This window comes from Aminobacter sp. MSH1, from assembly GCF_003071665.1.
GTDB lineage: Bacteria > Pseudomonadota > Alphaproteobacteria > Rhizobiales > Rhizobiaceae > Aminobacter > Aminobacter niigataensis.
Genome location: NZ_CP026265.1, coordinates 4,622,954 through 4,641,996, shown reverse-complemented (window position 1 = coordinate 4,641,996; position 19,043 = coordinate 4,622,954). Strand labels below are relative to the sequence as shown.

The window sequence follows — 19,043 nt, the reverse complement described above, 5'->3', positions numbered from 1 at the left end:
TGGCCGAGCGCCTCGTCATAGTCAGACGCGCGTGCCGCCGACGGTCATCTGGTTCATCCTGAGATGCGGCTGGCCGACGCCGACCGGCACGCCCTGTCCGGCCTTGCCGCACATGCCGATGCCGGTGTCGAGCTTCATGTCGTTGCCGACCATCGTCACCCGATGCATCGCGTCGGGGCCGTTGCCGATCAGCATGGCGCCCTTGATCGGCTGGGTCACCTTGCCGTTCTCGATCATGTAGGCCTCGGTGCATCCGAACACGAACTTGCCTGAGGTGATGTCGACCTGGCCGCCGCCGAAGGAGACGGCATAGATGCCGTTCTTGACCGAGGCGATGATCTCTTCCGGCGTCTTGTCGCCAGATGTCATGTAGGTGTTGGTCATGCGCGGCATCGGCTGGTGCGCGTAGGATTCGCGGCGGCCGTTGCCGGTGGCGTTCATGCCCATCAGCCGCGCGTTCTGGCGGTCCTGCATGTAGCCGACGAGCTTGCCGTCCTCGATCAGCACGTTGCGGCCGCTCGGTGTGCCTTCGTCGTCGACGGTGATCGAACCGCGGCGTTCGGAAATGGTGCCGTCGTCGACGACGGTGACGCCCTTGGCCGCGACCTGCTGGCCCAACAGGCCGGCGAAGGCCGAGGTCTTCTTGCGGTTGAAGTCGCCTTCGAGGCCGTGGCCGACGGCTTCATGCAGCATGACGCCCGGCCAGCCGGAAGAAAGCACGATGTCGAAGGTGCCGGCAGGGGCGGGGATCGCCTCGAGATTGACCAGCGCCTGGCGCAAGGCCTCGGTCGCAGCGTTCTTCCAGCTCTCGTCGGTCAGGAACTCGTCGAAGCTCTTGCGACCGCCAAGGCCGTAGGAGCCGCTTTCCTGGCGGTCGCCATCGCCGACCACTACGGCGACGTTCATGCGCACCAGCGGACGGATGTCGCGCACGACCTGGCCGTCGCCGCGCAGGATCTCGACATGCTGCCACGACGAGGCGAGCGATGCCGTCACCTGGCGGACGCGCGGGTCCTTGTCGCGCAGCCAGGCGTCGATTTCCTGCAGCAGCTTGGCCTTGGCCTCGAAAGAGGGCGAGGAGATCGGGTTCTCTTCGCCGTAGAGATGACGGTTGGTGCGGGCCGGCGCTGCAGCCAATGTACCGGAATAGCCGCCCTTGACGGCCGAGACCGCGTCGGAGGCTCGCAGCAGGGCGGCTTCGGACAACTCGCTGGAATGGGCATAGCCGCTGGCTTCGCCGGCGACCGCGCGCAGGCCGAAACCCTGGTCGGTGTTGAAGCTGGCCGTCTTCAGCCGGCCATTGTCGAACATCAGCGCCTCACCTTCGCGATACTCGAGGAACAATTCGCCGTCGTCGGCGCCTTCGATCGTCTCGGCGACGATCTTCCGCACGCGGTCTTCAGTGATGTCGAACTGGCTGACGAGGTTCATGGCAAGGATCCCGGAGAGGTTTGAACCTGATGTAGGGCGGCTTGGACGTCATCGCAATCGTTAGCCTGGTCGGAGAGGCGAGGGATGCCGTATTCGCTGCTTTTGAAATACAATCCAGAGGTGTATAAATTGATGAGAGCAACCAAAAGGAGTATTGTGGTCGCTGCACTCAATCAGATCGGGCAGAATTGGGGGAGCAGATGGAAGAGTATGTTTTTATTCCGGATCATCGGTCCAGTGGCGAACAGTTGGTGGCTACGCTTCAGGCGGTAGTGGCCATCGATACGGAGTTGGATTTTCTGGCTGCGCCGGCCGGAGGGGCGTGGGGCGCCCTGCCCGTGGCGGTCAGGCCCATGGCTGAAGAAGTAATGACCCGCGGCCTGGAGATTCTGGAGGTCGTTCCACAAAGCGGGGTCGCGCTGGTCAGGACCTCGATTGCGGGGCCAGCCCCAGCGGCAGTGGGTGGAACATTCCATCCCGTCGTGAACTACACGATGGCCGTGGCTGATGTTCGTGTCGGTCGACTTCGCCTGACCGGAAGCCTCGGTCCGTCCGGCGCCGAATTCTTTAGCATCGCCCTGCAGTCAGCCCGTACCGACAAACCCATCGGCAATGCGATTGCGACATTGGGACTGAAGAACGGCAGCCAGCAACTCACGGCAGTATCGGACAGCGCCGGGATTGTGCGATTCGGTCTGCGGGCAAAAGCGGTGATGGACGCGATGCTTGCCATCGAGCCTGGCTTTGCTGGCCATTGGGGATATCTCCAGCGGAAGGCAGACCTCGTCTCAGGCAGTGTGATTATGCTCGATCCGATCGATCTGGCTGGCTCTGCCGACAGTCTGAGGCATCTTCTTCCACCGGGACCTGCGGGCAGCGGCAGAGGAGTGGTTGTTGGGGTCGTGGACAGCGGCGTCGGGCCGCACAACCATCTCACCAACGTGGAAGGGGATGACGATTCGTCGATCGGCCACGGCACTCATGTCGCGGGCATCATCGCCGGCAATGGCGGAAACGGGTACGCAGGCGTGGCGCCGGGCGCAAGTATTCGCAGCTACAGGGTGTTCGACGATCCAGCCACGGGTATCGCGAGGAACTTCGAGATTCACCGGGCGATCGAGCAGGCGGTCGACGACGGATGCCATATCATCAACCTCAGCCTGAAGGCCGAACGGGAAGCCAGTCCGAGCCACGATGACAGGGTGCTGTCGCAGGCAATAGAGGATGCCGCCGAGCAGGGCGTTCTCGTCGTCGCCGCGGCTGGAAACGACTTTCGGCGCTTTGTGGCGTTTCCGGCCCGGCATCGGGATGCCATTGCGGTTTCGGCACTTGGCTGGGAACCTGGCCTGCCTGCCAACGCATACGACCGCTGGACGGTATCAAGCGACCGCGGCGACCCCGATCGTGACGTCTTCTTCGCCACCTTTTCCAATGAGGGGCATGCGCCCACCAGAATAGATCTCATCGGTCCGGGGGCAGGCGTAGTATCCACCGTGCCGGGCGACCAATATGCGCCGATGAGCGGCACGTCGATGGCATGTCCGGCAATGACGGGTGCGATTGCACGGATATTGTCGGCCAATCCTGCCGTCCTGACGATGCCGCCCACCAGGGCGCGTTATCAGGCCATGAGGCAACTGGCCTTCGCAAGCCTGCGCAAGCACGGCTTTGGTGCAATCCGCGAGGGCGGCGGCATGATCATCTGACTGTCGGCGTCCGCGGGTTGCGCTGCCGGAGCGGCGCCCTATATCCTCAGGCAACGACGCGAGATTGATCGTGGCGCTGGAGTGCTGACGCATGGAAAAGCTGGTTTTGATCATTGGCAAGGTTGCGAAGGATGCGGCGCAGGTGGCGAGCGAGATCGACAGCCTGCCCGGCATCTCGGTGACGTCCCGGTCGCGATCGATGATCGATGTGGATGTTTCGGAACCTTCCGCAGCCGAGGCACTGCGCAGCTATGCAGGCCGGCACGGCTTCGAAGTCGAACCGATGTCGGAAGCCCAGCTCATCGAGCCGATCTCGCCGTTCAAGGCGCGTTGAGGCGCTGGCTCTGCAGCGTCGTGCCGCGGGAGATCAAGGCAGCGCGGCGAAACCTTCACCGAAACCGTTGAGATCGACAGGAATGCCGATGCCTTCCTCGGGCGTCTGGAAGACGATGAAGGTGGCCGCCTTGCCGGTCTTCAGCGTGTCGAGCAGCGGCTTGTCGAGGATCACTTCGGCATAGCAGCCGTCCTGGAAGCAGCGCACGAAATAGGCGCGGCCGATATCCTTCTGGTCGACGTTGAGGCCAAGGCCGTTGGGCAGGAGCACGCCGAGCGGCGCGAGCACGCGCAGGATTTCGGCCTTGTTGTCGGCGGTGCGCAGGATGACCACCGAGAGCCCCATCTCGGGGCGGTCTTCGGCGATGACGTTCTGCATCATCACGCATTGTTCGTTGGTGGCGCCCGCAGGCGTGTCGCAGATGATCGACCACGCGCCATGGGTGGACTTGACCGTGCCGCTCTGCTGCGCGCCGGCCTGCATGGGAGCCAGGCAGACAGCGGCGACCAACACCTTGGCCAAGGTTTTCAAAAGCCCAGACTTCATGACGGCTCCATTGCGAATCACGACAATTTAGGTCGTGCCGGCAGCAAGTAAATAACAAGAGGGCGCCTTCGCCATCCCGCAATCTTAGGTTTTCCAGACATTCGAGTTCAATTTTGCTCGAATTGCGACGACTTTTGAGCGCATGTCAGCACCCTGCGGACGACTGCCCCGCCTCGATGCATTCATCAACTAGCGCCAAACGGGCCCAAGCGCCAGCCTTGCCGCCTGCGCGCAAAAATGCCGCATGAGTTCCGCCTCTGCTTCCTTGCGGTTACAAAGAGAGTATGGTTTGAACCTCCGAACGTCTCTGGGATTCCCGTCCCGGAGCGGCACGATGTCCTTGCGGCCAAGACCGCATGGAAATGGGAGATACTGAGGGTGATGAGAAAGATCCTTGCTAGCGCCGTCGCGGCGACTGCTTCCTTTGCCAGCGCCGCGGCCTATGCGGCGCAGCCGGTAGAATGGCAGACCACATTCCAGCCGGCCGCGACCGGCATCATGGAACAGATCACCTGGTTCGAGCGCTACACGCTGTGGTTCATCGTTCCGATCACGCTCTTCGTTCTGTTCCTGCTGGCCTATTGCATCTGGCGGTTCCGGGCGAGCGCCAATCCTGTGCCTTCGCGCACCAGCCACAACACGCTGATCGAGGTCGTCTGGACCGTCGGTCCGGTTGTGATCCTGCTGTTCCTGGCCATTCCGTCCTTCCAGCTTCTGACCGCGCAGTATTCGCCTGTCGAGGAGCCGAAGCTGACGATCAAGGCGACCGGCAACCAGTGGAACTGGGATTACGAATACCAGACGGAAGAGCCGCTTTCGTTCAATGCGGCGATGCTTTCGGAAAAGCCCGAAGAGCGTAAGGCTGCCGGCAAGGAAGACAGGGGTGCCTATCCGCGCCTTCTCGCCGTCGACAACGAAGTGGTCGTGCCTGTCGGTCAGGTCGTCCGCGTGCTGGTCACCGCATCGGACGTGATTCACGCCTTCGCCATGCCGGCCTTCGGTATCAAGGTCGACGCCGTTCCGGGTCGGATCAACGAGACCTGGTTCAAGGCTGACAAGGAAGGCCTGTATTATGGCCAGTGTTCCGAGCTTTGCGGCAAGGACCACGCCTACATGCCGATCGCAATCCGCGTCGTCAGCGACGCACAGTATACGACGTGGCTGGCTGCCGCGAGGACCGACTTGCCGGGTGCCAACAAGGCGCTGATGGCCGAGACGGACGGTGCGGCCAAGGTCGCGGCCGCCGGCAACTGAGCCGCGGCGAATTAGGGATCAGGGAACGGAGCGGAACATGGCAGGCGCTGCAGCTCACGACCATCACGACCACAAGCCGAAGGGCTGGGTCCGGTGGGTGTACTCGACCAACCACAAAGATATCGGAACGCTCTACCTGATCTTCGCGATCATGGCAGGCTGCGTCGGCGGCTTCCTGTCCGTCATGATGCGCTGGGAACTGGCCGAGCCAGGCATCCAGATTTTCCACGGCTTGGCCTCGATGGTCTACGGCGTCGAGGGCGATGCCGCGATCGATGCCGGCAAGAGCATGTTCAACGCGTTCACCACCGCGCATGGCCTGGTCATGATCTTCTTCATGGTCATGCCGGCGCTGATCGGCGGCTTTGCCAACTGGATGGTGCCGATCATGATCGGTGCGCCTGACATGGCGTTCCCGCGCATGAACAACATCTCGTTCTGGCTGCTTCCGCCTGCCTTCATCCTGCTCGTCATCTCGGCCTTCATGCCGAGCGCGCCGGGTGCGCATGGCGTGGGTGGCGGCTGGACGATCTACCCGCCGCTGTCGACCTCGGGCCAGCCCGGGCCTGCGATGGATCTCGCGATCTTGTCGCTGCACATCGCTGGCGCCTCGTCGATCCTCGGTGCGATCAACTTCATCACCACGATCTTCAACATGCGCGCTCCGGGCATGACGCTGCACAAGATGCCGCTGTTTGCCTGGTCGGTGCTGATCACCGCCTTCCTGCTGCTGCTGTCGCTGCCGGTTCTGGCTGGTGGCATCACCATGCTGCTGACCGATCGCAACTTCGGCACGGCCTTCTTCGCGCCTGAAGGCGGCGGCGACCCGATCCTGTTCCAGCACCTGTTCTGGTTCTTCGGTCACCCCGAGGTGTACATCCTGATCCTGCCGGGCTTCGGCATCGTCAGCCACATCGTCTCGACCTTCTCGCGCAAGCCGATCTTCGGTTACCTGGGTATGGCCTACGCCATGGTCGCCATCGGTGCCGTCGGCTTCGTCGTGTGGGCCCATCACATGTACACCACCGGCATCTCGCTCGACACGCAGCGCTACTTCGTCTTCGCCACGATGGTCATCGCGGTTCCGACAGGCGTGAAGATCTTCTCGTGGGTTGCCACCATGTGGGGCGGCTCCATTTCGATGAAGCCGCCGATGCTGTGGGCGATCGGCTTTATCTTCCTGTTCACCGTCGGTGGCGTCACCGGCGTGCAACTGGCCAATGCCGGCCTCGACCGTTCGCTCCACGACACCTACTACGTCGTCGCGCACTTCCATTACGTGCTGTCGCTGGGTGCGGTGTTCGCGATCTTTGCGGCCTGGTACTACTGGTTCCCGAAGATGACCGGCTACATGTACTCGTCGGCCATCGCCAACACCCACTTCTGGGTGACGTTCGTCGGCGTGAACCTGGTCTTCTTCCCGCAGCACTTCCTCGGTCTCGCCGGCATGCCGCGCCGCTACATCGACTATCCCGATGCATATGCCGGCTGGAACATGGTGTCGTCCTACGGCTCCTACATCTCCGCCGTCGGCGTGCTGATCTTCCTGTTTGGCGTCTTCGAAGCCTTCTCCAAGAAGCGCGTCGCCGGTGCCAGCCCGTGGGGCGAGGGTGCGACCACGCTCGAATGGCAGCTGCCTTCGCCGCCGCCCTTCCACCAGTGGGAACAGCTGCCGAAGATCAAGTAAGGCACTGACTGAACCACGAAGCCGCCGGCCCGACCGGCGGTTTCGGCCAAACGGAACGACTGGACGTAAGTACGCATGGCCCTTGTCCACAACCGGTTTGAAGACCAGACCTTCCGCATGTCGGAGGCAACTGCGGGCGATTTCTTCGCCCTGCTGAAGCCCCGCGTCATGTCGTTGGTGGTCTTCACGGCCTTTGTCGGCATGGTTGCCGCGCCCGTGACGATCAACCCGTTCCTCGCCGTCGTGGCGATCCTTGCGATCGCCATCGGCGCCGGCGCCTCGGGCGCGCTCAACATGTGGTACGACGCCGATATCGACGCTGTCATGACACGCACCGTCAACCGGCCGGTTCCTTCCGGCAAGGTGACGCCGCACGAGGCGCTGACCTTCGGCCTGGTGCTGTCGGTCTTGTCGGTGATGACGCTGGGCGTTCTCGTCAACTGGCTGTCGGCGGCGCTGCTCGCCTTCACCATCTTCTTCTACGCCGTCGTCTACACGATGTGGCTCAAGCGCTGGACGCCGCAGAACATCGTTATCGGTGGCGCGGCCGGCGCGCTGCCACCGATGATCGGCTGGGCTGCCGTGACCGGCGCCATAAGCTTCGAGAGCGTCGTGCTCTTCCTCATCACCTTCCTGTGGACGCCGCCTCACTTCTGGGCGCTGGCCCTGTTCAAGTCGCAGGACTATGAGCGCGCCGGTATCCCGATGATGCCGAACGTCGCCGGCGAGGCCTCGACCCGCCGCCAGATCTTTGCCTACTCTTTGCTGCTCGCGCCAGTCGGCGTGGCGCCATGGCTGCTCGGCTACACCACAATCGGCTACGGCGTCGTTTCGCTGGCGCTCGGCATCGGCTTTGTCTGGTACGCCTGGAAGGTGCTGCGCATGCCCGACAGCGACCGGGTGATGAAGCCGGCCAAGGCGCTGTTCGGCTATTCGCTACTTTACCTGTTCGTGATCTTTGCGGCCTATCTGGCCGACAGCGTCATCGAGCGTGTGTTTGCGCTTGGAGGTGCATGATGTCGGATGACAATCTGGTAACGCTCACGGACAAGCAGAAGAAGGCGCGCCGCAGCCGCAACATCGCCATCGGCCTGGCGCTGGCGGCACTCGTTATCATCTTCTATCTCGCGACGATCGCGAAGTTCGGCCCGGCAATCCTGGATCGGCCGCTATGAGCGAAAGCATGCCCACCGAAACGCAGCCCGTAGACCCGAAGAAGCAGCGCTCCAACCGGATGGTTGCGGGCATGTGCATCGCCTTTGTCGGCGGCATGGTCGGCATGGCCTATGCGGCGGTGCCGCTCTACGCCATGTTCTGCCAGATCACCGGTTACGGCGGCACGACGCAGCGCGTCGAGCAGTATTCCGACAAGATCCTGGACCGGACGATCACCGTTCGTTTCGACGCCAACACTTCAGGCGGGTTGCCTTGGGATTTCAAGCCGGTGGCGCGCGAAGTCCAGATCAAGATCGGCGAGACGACGCAGATCCACTACGAGGCAAAGAACACCTTCGATGTGCCGACCCAGGGCCGCGCGACGTTCAATGTCACGCCCGATCTCGCCGGCGCATACTTCAACAAGGTCGAGTGCTTCTGCTTCACCGATACCACGCTGAAGCCGGGCGAGACGCTCGACATGCCGGTCGTCTTCTTTGTCGATCCGGAAATCGTCAATGTGCCTGAACTCAAGGACATCAAGACGATCACCTTGTCCTATACCTTTTTCCCGATTGAGGGGGAAAAGCCCGTAGCTGCCGCGCCCAAGGTCGACGGCGAAACGAAAATTATTAATTCCGACGGAAAAGCCGGGGGCTGATATGGCAGACGCGCACGCCAAACATCACGATTACCACATCATTGATCCAAGTCCGTGGCCGTTCCTCGGCTCGCTGGGCGCGCTCATCATGGCGTTCGGCGGTGTCGCCTGGATGCAGCACATGAAGGGCGCCGAGTTCCCGATCTTCGGCTTCAACGTCGCGAACGCCAATTACTGGATCTTCGCGATCGGCCTGCTGGTCGTGCTCTACACGATGTACGGCTGGTGGTCGGACACGATCAAGGAAGGCAACGAAGGCCATCACACGCGCGTCGTGTCGCTGCACCTGCGCTACGGCATGATCATGTTCATCGCCTCCGAGGTGATGTTCTTCGTCGCCTGGTTCTGGGCCTTCTTCGACGCCAGCCTGTTCCCGGGCGAGGCCACTCAGCAGGTCATGCGCGCAGAGTTTACCGGTGGCGTGTGGCCGCCCAAGGGGATCGAGATCCTCGATCCGTTCCACCTGCCGCTCTACAACACCATCATCCTGCTCCTGTCGGGTACGGCTGTGACTTGGGCACACCACGCCCTGCTGCACGGTGACCGCAAGGGCCTGGTCAACGGCCTTGCCATCACGGTTGCGCTCGGCATCCTGTTCTCGTTCGTCCAGGCCTACGAGTACATTCACGCTCCGTTCGCGTTCAAGGACTCTATCTACGGTGCGACCTTCTTCATGGCGACGGGCTTCCACGGCTTCCACGTCATCATCGGCACGATCTTCCTGCTGGTGTGCCTGTTCCGTGCGATGGGCGGTGCCTTCACGCCGAAGCAGCATTTCGGCTTCGAGGCTGCTGCCTGGTACTGGCACTTCGTTGACGTGGTGTGGCTGTTCCTGTTCGCCTCGATCTACATCTGGGGTTCGGTAGGCGGCACCATCGCTCACTGATATCCTGATTTTTCGAACAAGGCGGTCGCGGCAACGCGGCCGCCTTCTCTTTTTGGGCGCTTTCTTGCGCCAAGCATCCGGCATGTTGATCAGCCGCTTCGCTTTTCCTTGGATCGTCTTGATCGCCTCGGTGACCATGGCCCGCGCCGATGCCGTAGATCTGGTCCGGGTCGACAAGTCGGACCGCTTGATGGAACTGATGTCCGGCGAGAAGATCGTGCGCAGCTATGCGGTGGCGCTCGGTGCCAATCCGGTTGGCCACAAGCGCCAGGAGGGCGACGAACGCACGCCTGAAGGGCGCTACGTTCTTGACTGGCGCAATCCCGAAAGCGCCTTCACCAAGTCGATCCACATCTCCTATCCCAACGCCAACGACAAGGCTGCGGCAATGAGGGCAGGTGTCGATCCCGGCGGAATGATTATGATCCACGGCCAGTCCAAGGGTTTCGGCTGGTGGTCCTGGCTGATGCAGATGTTCGACTGGACGAATGGCTGTATCGCCGTTACCGACGAGGACATGGCGGAGATTTGGCAGATGGTCGAAAACGGCACTCCCATCGAGATAAATCCATGAGCGAAGACAAGGCGATCTGGCCGCCGGTCGAGCCGATAGCTGCCGGGCTCAAGGGGCGCTGTCCGCGCTGCGGCGAAGGCAAGCTGTTTTCCAGCTTCCTGACGGTCGGCAAGCAATGCGGCGTGTGTCGCCTCGACTATTCCTTTGCCGATGCGGGCGACGGGCCCGCAGTCTTCGTCATTCTGATCATTGGCTTCGTCGTTGTCGGCCTGGCGTTGTGGATGGAGGTTTCGCTGGCGCCGCCGCTACGGCTCCACCTGCTGCTCTGGATACCGCTGACCCTCATACTCAGCCTCGGCTCGCTCCGCTTGATCAAGGGTGTGCTGATCACCTTGCAGTACAGCAACAAGGCCGCCGAAGGGCGCCTGGACAAAGACCAATGACCGAACAGAATACCTTGCCTGCCCCGGCGCGCCGCTCCGGGTATGTGTTGATGCTGGTACTTGGCACCATGTCGTTCGCGTTGCTGATCGCCCTTGGCAGCTGGCAGGTGCAGCGGCTGTACTGGAAAGAGGAACTGCTCGCCCAGATAACCGAACGGACGCAATCGCCGCCGCTGCCATTGGCGGAGATGGAAGTTAAGTACCGCGCTACAGGCGATGTCGACTACTGGCCGGTGACGCTTTCGGGAACGTTCGAGCATTCCGGCGAGCGGCATTTCCTCGCTACCTGGCAAGGCCAGTCGGGCTTTCATGTCTATGCCCCGCTCAAGCTGGACGATGGACGCTACGTTCTGGTGAACCGTGGCTTCGTTCCGTACGATTTCAAGGATGCGGCCAAGCGGCCGGTGGGCCAGGTTACTGGCCCCGTCAGCATTGCCGGCCTGGCGCGCAATCCGCTCGAAGGAAAGCCGGGTTCTCTAGTGCCCGACAACGACCTCAAGAAGAACGTCTTCTACTGGAAGGACCTCGGTGTCATGGCGAAAACGGCGGGGCTGCCAGCGGACGCGGTGGTGCTGCCCTTCTTCGTCGATGCCGACAAGACGGCCAACCCGGGTGGCTTGCCGGTGGGCGGCGTTACCATGGTCGAGATGCCGAACAATCATCTGCAATATGCGGTCACCTGGTACGGGCTGGCGGCGGCACTGCTGGGCGTCATGGGCTTCTGGTTGCTGCGGCGGCCGGAAGGCAAATGACCACCAGTGCATGACCCCGAAGATCGAAATCGATTTTCGGAAGGATCATGCACAACTTCATAATGCTACAGCGTCCCTTGCGCGTCCAAGGGGACGCGCGGCGCTGTAGTCGCCCTTGACAGCACATGGCCGCAGACATCATTTCGGCACTGAACAAAGAACCGGATCACATGCCCCAGACCCTCGCAAAACCGCCCCTGACCATCAGGCTTTGCCAGCCGCGCGGCTTTTGCGCAGGCGTCGACCGCGCCATCCAGATCGTCGTGCTGGCGCTCAAGAAATACGGGGCGCCTGTCTATGTGCGCCACGAGATCGTGCACAATCGCTACGTCGTCGAAGGGTTGCAGAACCTGGGTGCCGTCTTCATCGAAGAACTGAGCGAAATCCCCGACGACCACCACGATGCGCCTGTCGTGTTCTCAGCCCATGGCGTGCCGAAGTCGGTGCCGGCGGACGCCGTGGCGCGCAACCTGTTCTATCTCGATGCGACCTGCCCGCTGGTCTCCAAGGTGCACAAGCAGGCCATGCGCCACCAGCGCAAGGGACGTCACGTGCTGCTGATCGGTCATGCCGGGCACCCGGAGGTGATCGGTACCATGGGGCAACTGCATGAAGACGCCGTGACACTGATCGAGACCGAGGCCGACGTCCGGAACTTCACGCCAGCTGATCCAGCAGCACTCGGCTTTGTCACCCAGACGACGCTCTCGGTGGAAGACACCGCAGGTATCCTCAAGGCACTGCAGGAGAAGTTCCCGGAGATGCAGGCGCCTGCCGCCGAATCGATCTGCTATGCCACCACGAACCGCCAGGAAGCGGTGAAGGAAACGGCTCCCGGCGCCGACCTCTATCTCGTCGTCGGCGCGCCCAATTCTTCCAATTCGCGCCGCCTCGTCGAAGTTGCCGAGCGGGCAGGGGCCAGGATGTCGCTGCTGGTTCAGCGCGCGTCGGAGATCCCGTGGAACGACATCGGCGGCATCGCTACGCTTGGCCTCTCGGCGGGCGCTTCGGCGCCGGAGATCATCGTCGACGAAATCATCAATGCGTTCCGCGAACGCTTCGAGGTGAACGTGGAACTCGCCATCACGGCGACCGAGACGGAGGACTTTCCTGTGATGCGGGTATTGCGCGACGTCGAGCTGACGCCGGCCGACATGGCCTTCGTCAACGGAAACGCCTGATGGCTGTCTATACCGATGTCGGCGAAGGTGAGCTCGAGGCGTTCCTGCGCAACTATCCGGTTGGCGAACTGCTGTCCTACAAGGGCATCGCCGAGGGTACCGAAAACACCAACTTCCTGCTGCATACGACGACAGGTTCGTACATCCTGACGCTCTATGAAAAGCGGGTCGAGAAGTCCGACCTGCCGTTTTTCCTCGGCCTGATGCAGCATCTCGCCCACAAGGGCCTGTCCTGCCCGCTGCCCGTTGATGGCAAGGACGGCAATGTCATCGGCACGCTCGCCGGCCGGCCGGCCGTCATCATCACTTTCCTCGAAGGCATGTGGCTGCGCCGACCTCAGGTCGTGCATTGCCGCGAGGTCGGCAGGGCGTTGGCCGAACTGCACATCGCCGGCCAGGACTTTGCCATGACGCGGCCGAACGCGCTCGCCATCGACGGCTGGCGCAAGCTCTGGGACGCAGCACATCCGCGCGCCGACGAGGTTGAGCCCGGCCTTGCCAGGGAGGTCGATGCGGACTTTGCCGAGCTCGAGAAGAACTGGCCGAAAGATCTGCCCTCCGGCGTCATCCACGCCGATTTGTTCCCCGACAACGTCTTCTTCCTTGGCGACAGGCTGTCGGGCCTGATCGATTTCTATTTTGCCTGCAACGACCTCTACGCCTACGACCTCGCCACCTGCCTCAATGCCTGGTGCTTCGAGAAGGACTTTTCCTTCAACCTGACCAAGGGCACGGCACTTCTCGACGGTTACCAGAGCGTCCGGCCGTTGAGCGAAGCTGAGAAGGCGGCACTGCCCATCCTGGCGCGTGGGTCGGCCCTGCGCTTCATGCTGACGAGGCTGTATGACTGGCTGACGGTGCCGGATGGCGGGTTGGTCATGAAGCGCGACCCTTCGGAATATATACGCCGCATGCGTTTCCACAGGACGATCAAGTCCGCGCAGGAATACGGACTGAAATGAAGCAAGTTGAAATTTTCACCGATGGCGCCTGCTCGGGCAATCCGGGTCCCGGCGGTTGGGGCGCGATCATGCGCTACAAGGCCAAGGTCAAGGAGCTGTCGGGCGGCGAGGCCGAGACGACCAACAACCGCATGGAGCTGCTGGCTGCCATCTCCGCCTTGAACTCTCTCAAGGAGCCGTGCGAGATCGACCTGCACACGGACAGCAAATACGTCATGGACGGGATCTCGAAGTGGATCCACGGCTGGAAGAAGAACGGCTGGAAGACCGCCGACAAGAAGCCGGTGAAGAACGGCGAGCTGTGGCAGGCGCTGGACGAGGCCAACAGGCGCCACAAGGTGACCTGGCACTGGGTCAAGGGCCATGCCGGCCATCCCGAGAACGAACGCGCCGACGAACTGGCGCGCGAGGGCATGGCGCCGTTCAAGAACGGCCGCAAGGCATAGGCCTGGGCTGCTGCCAGGCCTGAGTGGGGCGCGCCGCCTGAAGGCAGCGCGCCATTTTCATTTCAGAGCTGTTCGAGAATGCGGGCCGCGCCGGAATCGATCGCCTGACCGGCCGTGCCTTCGACGTTGAGCTGGGCGACCTTGCCGTCCTCGACAACCATCGAGAATCGCTTCGAGCGCAGGCCCATGCCGGCGGCCGACAGGTCGAGGTCGAGGCCGGTCGCGCGGGCGAAATCGCCGCTGCCGTCGGCGAGGAACAGGACCTTGCCCTCGCCGCCGCTGAAGCGCGCCCAGGCGCCCATGACGTGCACGTCGTTGACCGAGACCACCGCGATGGTGTCGACGCCACGCGCCACGATGGCGTCATGGTTCTCGACATAGCCGGGCAGGTGGTTGTTGCTGCAGGTAGGCGTGAAGGCGCCCGGTACTGCAAACAGCACGACCTTCTTGCCAGCGAAGATTTCTTCAGTGGTAAGGTTCTTGGCGCCGTCGGCGGTCATGGTCTTGAAGGTGGCGCTGGGCAGCTTGTCGCCAATCGAAATGGTCATTTTGGTCCTCGTGGCAGTGGATTGAAATCGGGTGGCCGCACCGATCCACTAGCGCAGATGCGTCGGTAATCCAATGGCTGGCGGTTTGGCGGAGGGATCAGGGGTAGGGCAGAAAGCCTTCGACTGCGCCGGCCGAACTGATCAGGGTGTAGGGAATGCCCTTGCCGGCAGGCTTTGCCGTGGGTCGTTCGAGCACTTTGAGCAAGAAGCTGATCTTGCCGGCCGCCTCGTGGCGCTGAGGCGTACCGAACTGATAGCCATCCACGCCGGCGACGAAAATATCGATACCTTCGGGATCTCCGGGTGCGGCTGCCGTAATCGAGATCGTCTCGCCCTCTGCTGGCGCCAGCGTGGCGCCGAAGTCCGGCTCGGCGGCTGAGGGAAGGGCGTCGAGCGCTGCCGCTACCAGCGCGGCATCATTCGCATTGCCGGGATCGGCGGCGGGGTCGACTTCCAGCCGCGCCTGCACCGGCACGCAGATGGTTTCGCAGATGCCGAGGAACACGTCGGCCACGATTGCCGCAGGCTCGCCCGGGGCAGGAACCGCGAAGCTGACGGGCAGACGGACGGGGAAGTCGTATCCTGCCCACTTGGCGTAGCCGTCGTCGTGGCGCTGGGGGGCGGGATACGAGATTTCGACCGCCGAGACATTGCGGCTGGCCGAAAGGTCGATCTGCGGCGGCACGCCGGAATTGCCGGGATCGCGCCAATAGGTTTTCCAGCCGGGCTTGAGCTCGATGTCGAGCACGCCCTGGAGCTTGCCAGAGGCATCGGGCTGGCCGGTGGTCACCAGCCGAAACCGGCCGCCGTCGGTTTCGAACCAGACAGAGGACGATGCGTGGGCGGGGCCTGTGGCCAAAAAGGCAGTGCCGAGGCAGGCGGCTATCGGGAGCGTGAATTTCATGGCGGTGATTTGATAGTCTCCGGCTGAGAGCGCAACATGCCTTCACGTCACGTCGCCATCATTTTTGCGTGACGCCATGGGCCAAAGGTGAACCGCAGTCCCCTTGAGCTATCTTTCAAGACGGCGGGAAACGCGTTACCTTTGGCTATGGACCTCTTACGCCAGAAAAAGGGCGCCTCGCAGCGCGGTTTTCTCGACGACCAGTTCCTCATCGCCATGCCGGGGATGAAGGACGACAGGTTTTCGCGCGCCGTCATCTACATTTGCGCCCATAGCGACGAAGGTGCCATGGGCCTGATCATCAACCAGATCCAGCCGCTGCTCTTTCCCGATCTGCTGGTGCAACTCGGCATCCTCGACGAGCAGGAAGCGATTCGGCTGCCGATGAAGGCCAAGGACTTCATCGTCCGCAATGGCGGGCCGGTCGACCGCAGCCGTGGCTTCGTGCTGCACACCGACGACTACAAGGTCGAATCCTCGCTGCCTGTCTCGGACGAGATCTGCCTGACGGCAACCGTCGACATCCTGCGCGCGATTTCGGCTGGACGCGGGCCGCGCCATGCGCTGATGGCGCTGGGCTATTCGGGCTGGGGTGCCGGCCAGCTTGAAAGCGAGATCGCCGAGAATGGCTGGCTGACCTGCCCGGCAACGTCGGAACTGCTGTTCGACGCCGACATCGACCGCAAATACGACCGCATTCTCGCTACGCTGGGCATCGACCTTGCGCGATTGAGCACGGCCGCCGGTCACGCCTGAGCGAGCGGGTACTGTTCCTTCAGCATCTTGAGAGCCTGGTCGCCGGGGATCGGCGCGCCGAACATGAAGCTCTGCACATACTCGCAGCCCATCTGGCGCAGTTCGAGCGCGTCGCTCTCGTCCGAGATGCCTTCGGCGACCACCGACAGCCCCAGTTCGTGAGCCATGTTGACCATCGACTTGATCAGCACGGCGCGCTTGGGCGAGGTATCGTCGACGAAGCTCTTGTCGATCTTGATGGTGTCGAAGGGGAAGCGGGTCAGGTAGGACAGCGACGAATAGCCGGTGCCGAAATCGTCGAGCGACAGGCCGATGCCAAGCTGCTTCAGCTTGGTCAGCACATGGTTGGTCTGCTCGGGATTGTCCATGACCAGCGATTCGGTGAGTTCGAGGCGGAAGCAACGCGGCTTGAGGTTGGCCCGGGCGATGACCGAACGGACGTCGCTGACGAGGTCTCGGCGGATCAGCTGGCGGCTCGACAGGTTGACCGACACTGACAGCGGCGCGTCGTTGATCTGCTTTTGCCATTCGGCCAAGTCGTCGGCCGCGCGTTGCATGGCAAACAGGCCAAGCTGGACGATCAGGCCGCAGCTTTCGGCAACGGGAATGAAGTCGCCCGGCGGGATCATGCCGCGGCGCGGGTGGTCCCATCTGAGCAACGCTTCGAAGCCGGCGACAGTGCCATCCTCAAGCCGCACGATCGGCTGGTAGGCAAGCGTGAACTCCTTGCGCTCGATGGCGCGGCGGAGATCCGACTCAAGCTGCAGGCGGTCGGTGCCCACGGTGCGGAAGGCCGGGCGGAACGGTTCGATGCGGTCGCCGCCGAAACGCTTGGCCTGGTGCATGGCAAGCTCGGCGTCCTTGACCATGTCTTCGGCCGAGGCCTGGGCTGTGGTCCAGGTTATCAGGCCGACAGATGCGGTGAGCACGATCTCGCGCTTGGCGAAGGTGATCGGTGCCTTGATCGCCTGCTTGATGGCGTCGGCCACGGCCGCGATGCGCGTAGGGTCCTGCTCTGACAGCAGCATCAGGGCGAACTGGTCGCCGGCAAAGCGCGACAGCGAGTCTTTCGGCTTGAGCAGACGGTGCAGGCGCCGCGCGATGGTCAACAGAATCGTGTCGCCGGCGGAAATGCCGAGTCCGTCGTTGACCAGCTTGAAGCGGTCGATGTCGATGACGAACACCGACGGCCGCACTTTCTCCTCCGTGCGGGCAATCGAGATGATCGCCTCCAGCCGATTCATGTACAGTTCGCGATTGGGCAGGCCGGTCAGATTGTCGTGCACGGCGTCGTGCAAGAGGCGTTCTTCCGACTTCTTCTGCTCGGTGACATCGACCATCGTGCCGACGCAGCGGATCACTTCGCCGTCGGAGCCGATCACCGGCCGCGCCCTGAGCGAGAACCAGTGATAGTGGCCATCGGCTCCGCGCAGGCGGAAACTCTGCGACACCCGGCCACGGCGATGCTCCAGCACGACGTCGAGCGTCGTGCGGAACGTGTCGCGGTCGTCGGAATGCAGCACGGGCAGCCAGTTGCGTGCGGCTCCGCCAAGGCTGTTGGGCGCAAGGCCCAGCTGGATCGATACGTCGGGACGGGTGACGACGCGGTCGCGCAGCACGTCCCAGTCCCAGACGATGTCGCCGGAGCCGGAAATCGCCAATGCCTGCCGCTCCATGTCGCTGAACAGGCCCTGATGGGCCCCGCCGCCTGCGAAGGCATGCTGCATGACGGTGAAGCCGATGAGCAGGATGATGAGGATCAGCCCGCCGCCGAGGGCAGGCTGGACGATGTCGTTGTCGAGCACGCCGGTGATCGCCATCCACGAACCGCTCAGCCAGATCAGCACCATCGCCCAACTGGGAACCAGCATGATGGCACGGTCGTAGCCGCGGATGCTGAGGTAGACGATGAGCCCAAGGCCGGTGAGGGCGGTCGCGGCGAAGGAAATGCGCGCAATGCCGGCTGCAACGGCGGGATCGATGATGGCGACGCCGGCGATCAGCAGCAGGCCGATGATCCAGACGAAGGCGCCATAGCTGAAATGGCCGTGCCATCGGTTGAGGTTGAGATAGGCAAACAGGAAGACGACGAACGTTCCTGCCAGCGCCACCTCCGTCCCGGCCCGCCATATCTGCTCGTTCCCGGGCGATACCTCGATAACCTTGTTGAGGAAGCCGAAGTCGACGCAGATGTAGGCGAGCACCGCCCATGCCAGGGCTGCTGTCGCTGGGAACATCGAGGTTCCCTTGACCACGAACAGGATGGTCAGGAAGAGCGCCAAAAGGCCGGCGATGCCGATGACGATGCCGCGGAACAGCGTGTAGGAATTGACCGTGTCCTTGTAGGCTTCCGGCTCCCACAGATAGACCTGCGGCAGCTTGGGGGAGGCCAGTTCGGCGATGAAGGTCACCACCGAGTTCGGGTTGAGGGTTACCAGGAACACGTCGGCGTCGGGGCTGGCCTGGCGGTCGAGGGCGAAACCCTCGCTCGGCGTGATGGCGGCGATGCGGCTTGAGCCGAGGTCGGGCCAGAACAGGCCTGAGCCGACCAGCCGGAAATGCGGCGCAACGATCAGGCGGTCAATCACCTGGTCGGTAGTGTTGGCGAGCGCGAACACCGCCCAGTCGCCGGACGAGCGCTTGTCGTTGGCCTCGACCTCGATGCGGCGAACGATGCCGTCGAGGCCCGGCGCTGTCGAAACCTGGAAGTTCTCGCCCTGATTCCGGTAGATTTCGACGGCGCCCGAGAGGTTGAGCGCGACGTCGTCACGGGAGATCTTGATCGGTTCCACGGCGAGTGCCGGCGACACCGCGCAGACACTGGCGATCATGGAAACGATGAGCGCAAACAGGGGCGCCAGCAGGAAATGCTTCGAC

20 protein-coding genes are annotated in these 19,043 nt (G+C 62.8%); 15 read left to right on the top strand and 5 right to left on the bottom strand.

The genetic code is table 11. The features are described from left to right. Positions 1 to 21: 21 nt before the first annotated feature. Positions 22 to 1,431, bottom strand: a complete 1,410-nt coding sequence (gene tldD / locus CO731_RS22905) for a metalloprotease TldD (protein ID WP_108608953.1) — start codon at positions 1,429 to 1,431, stop codon at positions 22 to 24. A gap of 200 nt (positions 1,432 to 1,631) precedes the next feature. Here tldD and CO731_RS22900 point away from each other — a divergent pair, with 200 nt between their 5' ends. Next, positions 1,632 to 3,137 carry a S8 family serine peptidase gene (locus tag CO731_RS22900; protein ID WP_108608952.1) on the top strand — a complete coding sequence of 502 codons (1,506 nt, stop codon included), beginning with the start codon at positions 1,632 to 1,634 and terminating at the stop codon, positions 3,135 to 3,137. Positions 3,138 to 3,228: 91 nt separating this feature from the next. Then, positions 3,229 to 3,471 carry a hypothetical protein gene (locus CO731_RS22895; RefSeq protein WP_108608951.1) on the top strand — a complete coding sequence of 81 codons (243 nt, stop codon included), beginning with the start codon at positions 3,229 to 3,231 and terminating at the stop codon, positions 3,469 to 3,471. A 33-nt stretch (positions 3,472 to 3,504) separates the two neighbouring features. On the opposite strand, the gene CO731_RS22890 is transcribed toward CO731_RS22895, so the two are convergent. After that, on the bottom strand, positions 3,505 to 4,017 hold the full coding sequence (locus CO731_RS22890) for an invasion associated locus B family protein (RefSeq protein ID WP_055978304.1): 513 nt from the start codon (positions 4,015 to 4,017) through the stop codon (positions 3,505 to 3,507). Positions 4,018 to 4,398: 381 nt separating this feature from the next. On the opposite strand from CO731_RS22890, the gene coxB reads away from it, so the two are divergent. The 12 genes from coxB to rnhA all read left to right on the top strand — a co-directional run bounded on the left by coxB (position 4,399) and on the right by rnhA (position 13,958). Beyond that, positions 4,399 to 5,271 carry a cytochrome c oxidase subunit II gene (coxB, locus tag CO731_RS22885; protein WP_108608950.1) on the top strand — a complete coding sequence of 291 codons (873 nt, stop codon included), beginning with the start codon at positions 4,399 to 4,401 and terminating at the stop codon, positions 5,269 to 5,271. A 37-nt stretch (positions 5,272 to 5,308) separates the two neighbouring features. Then, entirely contained in the window at positions 5,309 to 6,958 is a 1,650-nt protein-coding gene (gene ctaD, locus CO731_RS22880; RefSeq protein ID WP_108608949.1) for a cytochrome c oxidase subunit I, read from the top strand. A 75-nt stretch (positions 6,959 to 7,033) separates the two neighbouring features. Next, positions 7,034 to 7,975 carry a heme o synthase gene (locus CO731_RS22875; protein ID WP_108608948.1) on the top strand — a complete coding sequence of 314 codons (942 nt, stop codon included), beginning with the start codon at positions 7,034 to 7,036 and terminating at the stop codon, positions 7,973 to 7,975. Further along, positions 7,975 to 8,133, top strand: coding sequence for a hypothetical protein (locus tag CO731_RS29110; RefSeq protein ID WP_183263637.1), 159 nt, complete (start codon positions 7,975 to 7,977; stop codon positions 8,131 to 8,133). Before CO731_RS22875 ends, CO731_RS29110 begins: the two co-directional genes overlap by 1 nt. An 8-nt stretch (positions 8,134 to 8,141) precedes the next feature. Next, positions 8,142 to 8,774 (top strand): cytochrome c oxidase assembly protein, encoded by a 633-nt coding sequence (locus tag CO731_RS22870; protein WP_108610008.1) that lies wholly within the window; start codon positions 8,142 to 8,144, stop codon positions 8,772 to 8,774. A gap of 1 nt (position 8,775) precedes the next feature. After that, positions 8,776 to 9,660 (top strand): cytochrome c oxidase subunit 3, encoded by an 885-nt coding sequence (locus CO731_RS22865; RefSeq protein ID WP_108608947.1) that lies wholly within the window; start codon positions 8,776 to 8,778, stop codon positions 9,658 to 9,660. An 82-nt stretch (positions 9,661 to 9,742) separates the two neighbouring features. Next, entirely contained in the window at positions 9,743 to 10,234 is a 492-nt protein-coding gene (locus CO731_RS22860) for a L,D-transpeptidase family protein (RefSeq protein ID WP_108608946.1), read from the top strand. After that, on the top strand, positions 10,231 to 10,617 hold the full coding sequence (locus tag CO731_RS22855; protein ID WP_108608945.1) for a DUF983 domain-containing protein: 387 nt from the start codon (positions 10,231 to 10,233) through the stop codon (positions 10,615 to 10,617). The genes CO731_RS22860 and CO731_RS22855 overlap by 4 nt, the downstream gene beginning before the upstream one ends. After that, positions 10,614 to 11,369, top strand: a complete 756-nt coding sequence (locus tag CO731_RS22850; RefSeq protein WP_108608944.1) for an SURF1 family protein — start codon at positions 10,614 to 10,616, stop codon at positions 11,367 to 11,369. The genes CO731_RS22855 and CO731_RS22850 overlap by 4 nt, the downstream gene beginning before the upstream one ends. Before the next feature lie 170 nt (positions 11,370 to 11,539). After that, positions 11,540 to 12,550: a 4-hydroxy-3-methylbut-2-enyl diphosphate reductase gene (ispH, locus tag CO731_RS22845; protein WP_108610007.1), complete on the top strand. Its 1,011-nt coding sequence runs from the start codon at positions 11,540 to 11,542 to the stop codon at positions 12,548 to 12,550. Next, positions 12,550 to 13,512 (top strand): homoserine kinase, encoded by a 963-nt coding sequence (locus CO731_RS22840; protein ID WP_108608943.1) that lies wholly within the window; start codon positions 12,550 to 12,552, stop codon positions 13,510 to 13,512. Before ispH ends, CO731_RS22840 begins: the two co-directional genes overlap by 1 nt. Further along, entirely contained in the window at positions 13,509 to 13,958 is a 450-nt protein-coding gene (gene rnhA / locus CO731_RS22835; protein ID WP_108608942.1) for a ribonuclease HI, read from the top strand. Before CO731_RS22840 ends, rnhA begins: the two co-directional genes overlap by 4 nt. Before the next feature lie 62 nt (positions 13,959 to 14,020). Here rnhA and CO731_RS22830 read toward each other — a convergent pair whose 3' ends face one another. Then, positions 14,021 to 14,506 carry a peroxiredoxin gene (locus tag CO731_RS22830; protein ID WP_108608941.1) on the bottom strand — a complete coding sequence of 162 codons (486 nt, stop codon included), beginning with the start codon at positions 14,504 to 14,506 and terminating at the stop codon, positions 14,021 to 14,023. Positions 14,507 to 14,603: 97 nt separating this feature from the next. Further along, complete coding sequence (locus tag CO731_RS22825; RefSeq protein ID WP_245439486.1) at positions 14,604 to 15,410, bottom strand: protein-disulfide reductase DsbD domain-containing protein; 807 nt, start codon at positions 15,408 to 15,410, stop codon at positions 14,604 to 14,606. A 147-nt stretch (positions 15,411 to 15,557) separates the two neighbouring features. Here CO731_RS22825 and CO731_RS22820 point away from each other — a divergent pair, with 147 nt between their 5' ends. After that, a complete protein-coding gene (locus CO731_RS22820) occupies positions 15,558 to 16,166 on the top strand; it encodes a YqgE/AlgH family protein (protein WP_108608939.1) in 609 nt (202 codons plus the stop codon). Here CO731_RS22820 and CO731_RS22815 read toward each other — a convergent pair. Then, on the bottom strand, positions 16,157 to 18,997 hold the full coding sequence (locus CO731_RS22815) for an EAL domain-containing protein (protein ID WP_108610006.1): 2,841 nt from the start codon (positions 18,995 to 18,997) through the stop codon (positions 16,157 to 16,159). The genes CO731_RS22820 and CO731_RS22815 overlap by 10 nt on opposite strands. Positions 18,998 to 19,043: the final 46 nt, after the last annotated feature.

What these genes read in the sequence shown, in the direction of transcription:
- CO731_RS22870 (WP_108610008.1), top strand. Translation starts at nt 8,142, where the DNA reads ATGCCCACCGAAACGCAGCCCGTAGACCCGAAGAAGCAGCGCTCCAAC.
- ispH (WP_108610007.1), top strand. Translation starts at nt 11,540, where the DNA reads ATGCCCCAGACCCTCGCAAAACCGCCCCTGACCATCAGGCTTTGCCAG.
- CO731_RS22900 (WP_108608952.1), top strand. Translation starts at nt 1,632, where the DNA reads ATGGAAGAGTATGTTTTTATTCCGGATCATCGGTCCAGTGGCGAACAG.
- CO731_RS22840 (WP_108608943.1), top strand. Translation starts at nt 12,550, where the DNA reads ATGGCTGTCTATACCGATGTCGGCGAAGGTGAGCTCGAGGCGTTCCTG.
- CO731_RS29110 (WP_183263637.1), top strand. Translation starts at nt 7,975, where the DNA reads ATGTCGGATGACAATCTGGTAACGCTCACGGACAAGCAGAAGAAGGCG.
- CO731_RS22850 (WP_108608944.1), top strand. Translation starts at nt 10,614, where the DNA reads ATGACCGAACAGAATACCTTGCCTGCCCCGGCGCGCCGCTCCGGGTAT.
- coxB (WP_108608950.1), top strand. Translation starts at nt 4,399, where the DNA reads ATGAGAAAGATCCTTGCTAGCGCCGTCGCGGCGACTGCTTCCTTTGCC.
- CO731_RS22855 (WP_108608945.1), top strand. Translation starts at nt 10,231, where the DNA reads ATGAGCGAAGACAAGGCGATCTGGCCGCCGGTCGAGCCGATAGCTGCC.
- CO731_RS22820 (WP_108608939.1), top strand. Translation starts at nt 15,558, where the DNA reads ATGGACCTCTTACGCCAGAAAAAGGGCGCCTCGCAGCGCGGTTTTCTC.
- CO731_RS22830 (WP_108608941.1), bottom strand. Translation starts at nt 14,506, where the DNA reads ATGACCATTTCGATTGGCGACAAGCTGCCCAGCGCCACCTTCAAGACC.
- CO731_RS22865 (WP_108608947.1), top strand. Translation starts at nt 8,776, where the DNA reads ATGGCAGACGCGCACGCCAAACATCACGATTACCACATCATTGATCCA.
- ctaD (WP_108608949.1), top strand. Translation starts at nt 5,309, where the DNA reads ATGGCAGGCGCTGCAGCTCACGACCATCACGACCACAAGCCGAAGGGC.
- CO731_RS22895 (WP_108608951.1), top strand. Translation starts at nt 3,229, where the DNA reads ATGGAAAAGCTGGTTTTGATCATTGGCAAGGTTGCGAAGGATGCGGCG.
- CO731_RS22860 (WP_108608946.1), top strand. Translation starts at nt 9,743, where the DNA reads ATGTTGATCAGCCGCTTCGCTTTTCCTTGGATCGTCTTGATCGCCTCG.
- CO731_RS22875 (WP_108608948.1), top strand. Translation starts at nt 7,034, where the DNA reads ATGGCCCTTGTCCACAACCGGTTTGAAGACCAGACCTTCCGCATGTCG.
- tldD (WP_108608953.1), bottom strand. Translation starts at nt 1,431, where the DNA reads ATGAACCTCGTCAGCCAGTTCGACATCACTGAAGACCGCGTGCGGAAG.
- CO731_RS22825 (WP_245439486.1), bottom strand. Translation starts at nt 15,410, where the DNA reads ATGAAATTCACGCTCCCGATAGCCGCCTGCCTCGGCACTGCCTTTTTG.
- CO731_RS22815 (WP_108610006.1), bottom strand. Translation starts at nt 18,997, where the DNA reads ATGATCGCCAGTGTCTGCGCGGTGTCGCCGGCACTCGCCGTGGAACCG.
- rnhA (WP_108608942.1), top strand. Translation starts at nt 13,509, where the DNA reads ATGAAGCAAGTTGAAATTTTCACCGATGGCGCCTGCTCGGGCAATCCG.
- CO731_RS22890 (WP_055978304.1), bottom strand. Translation starts at nt 4,017, where the DNA reads ATGAAGTCTGGGCTTTTGAAAACCTTGGCCAAGGTGTTGGTCGCCGCT.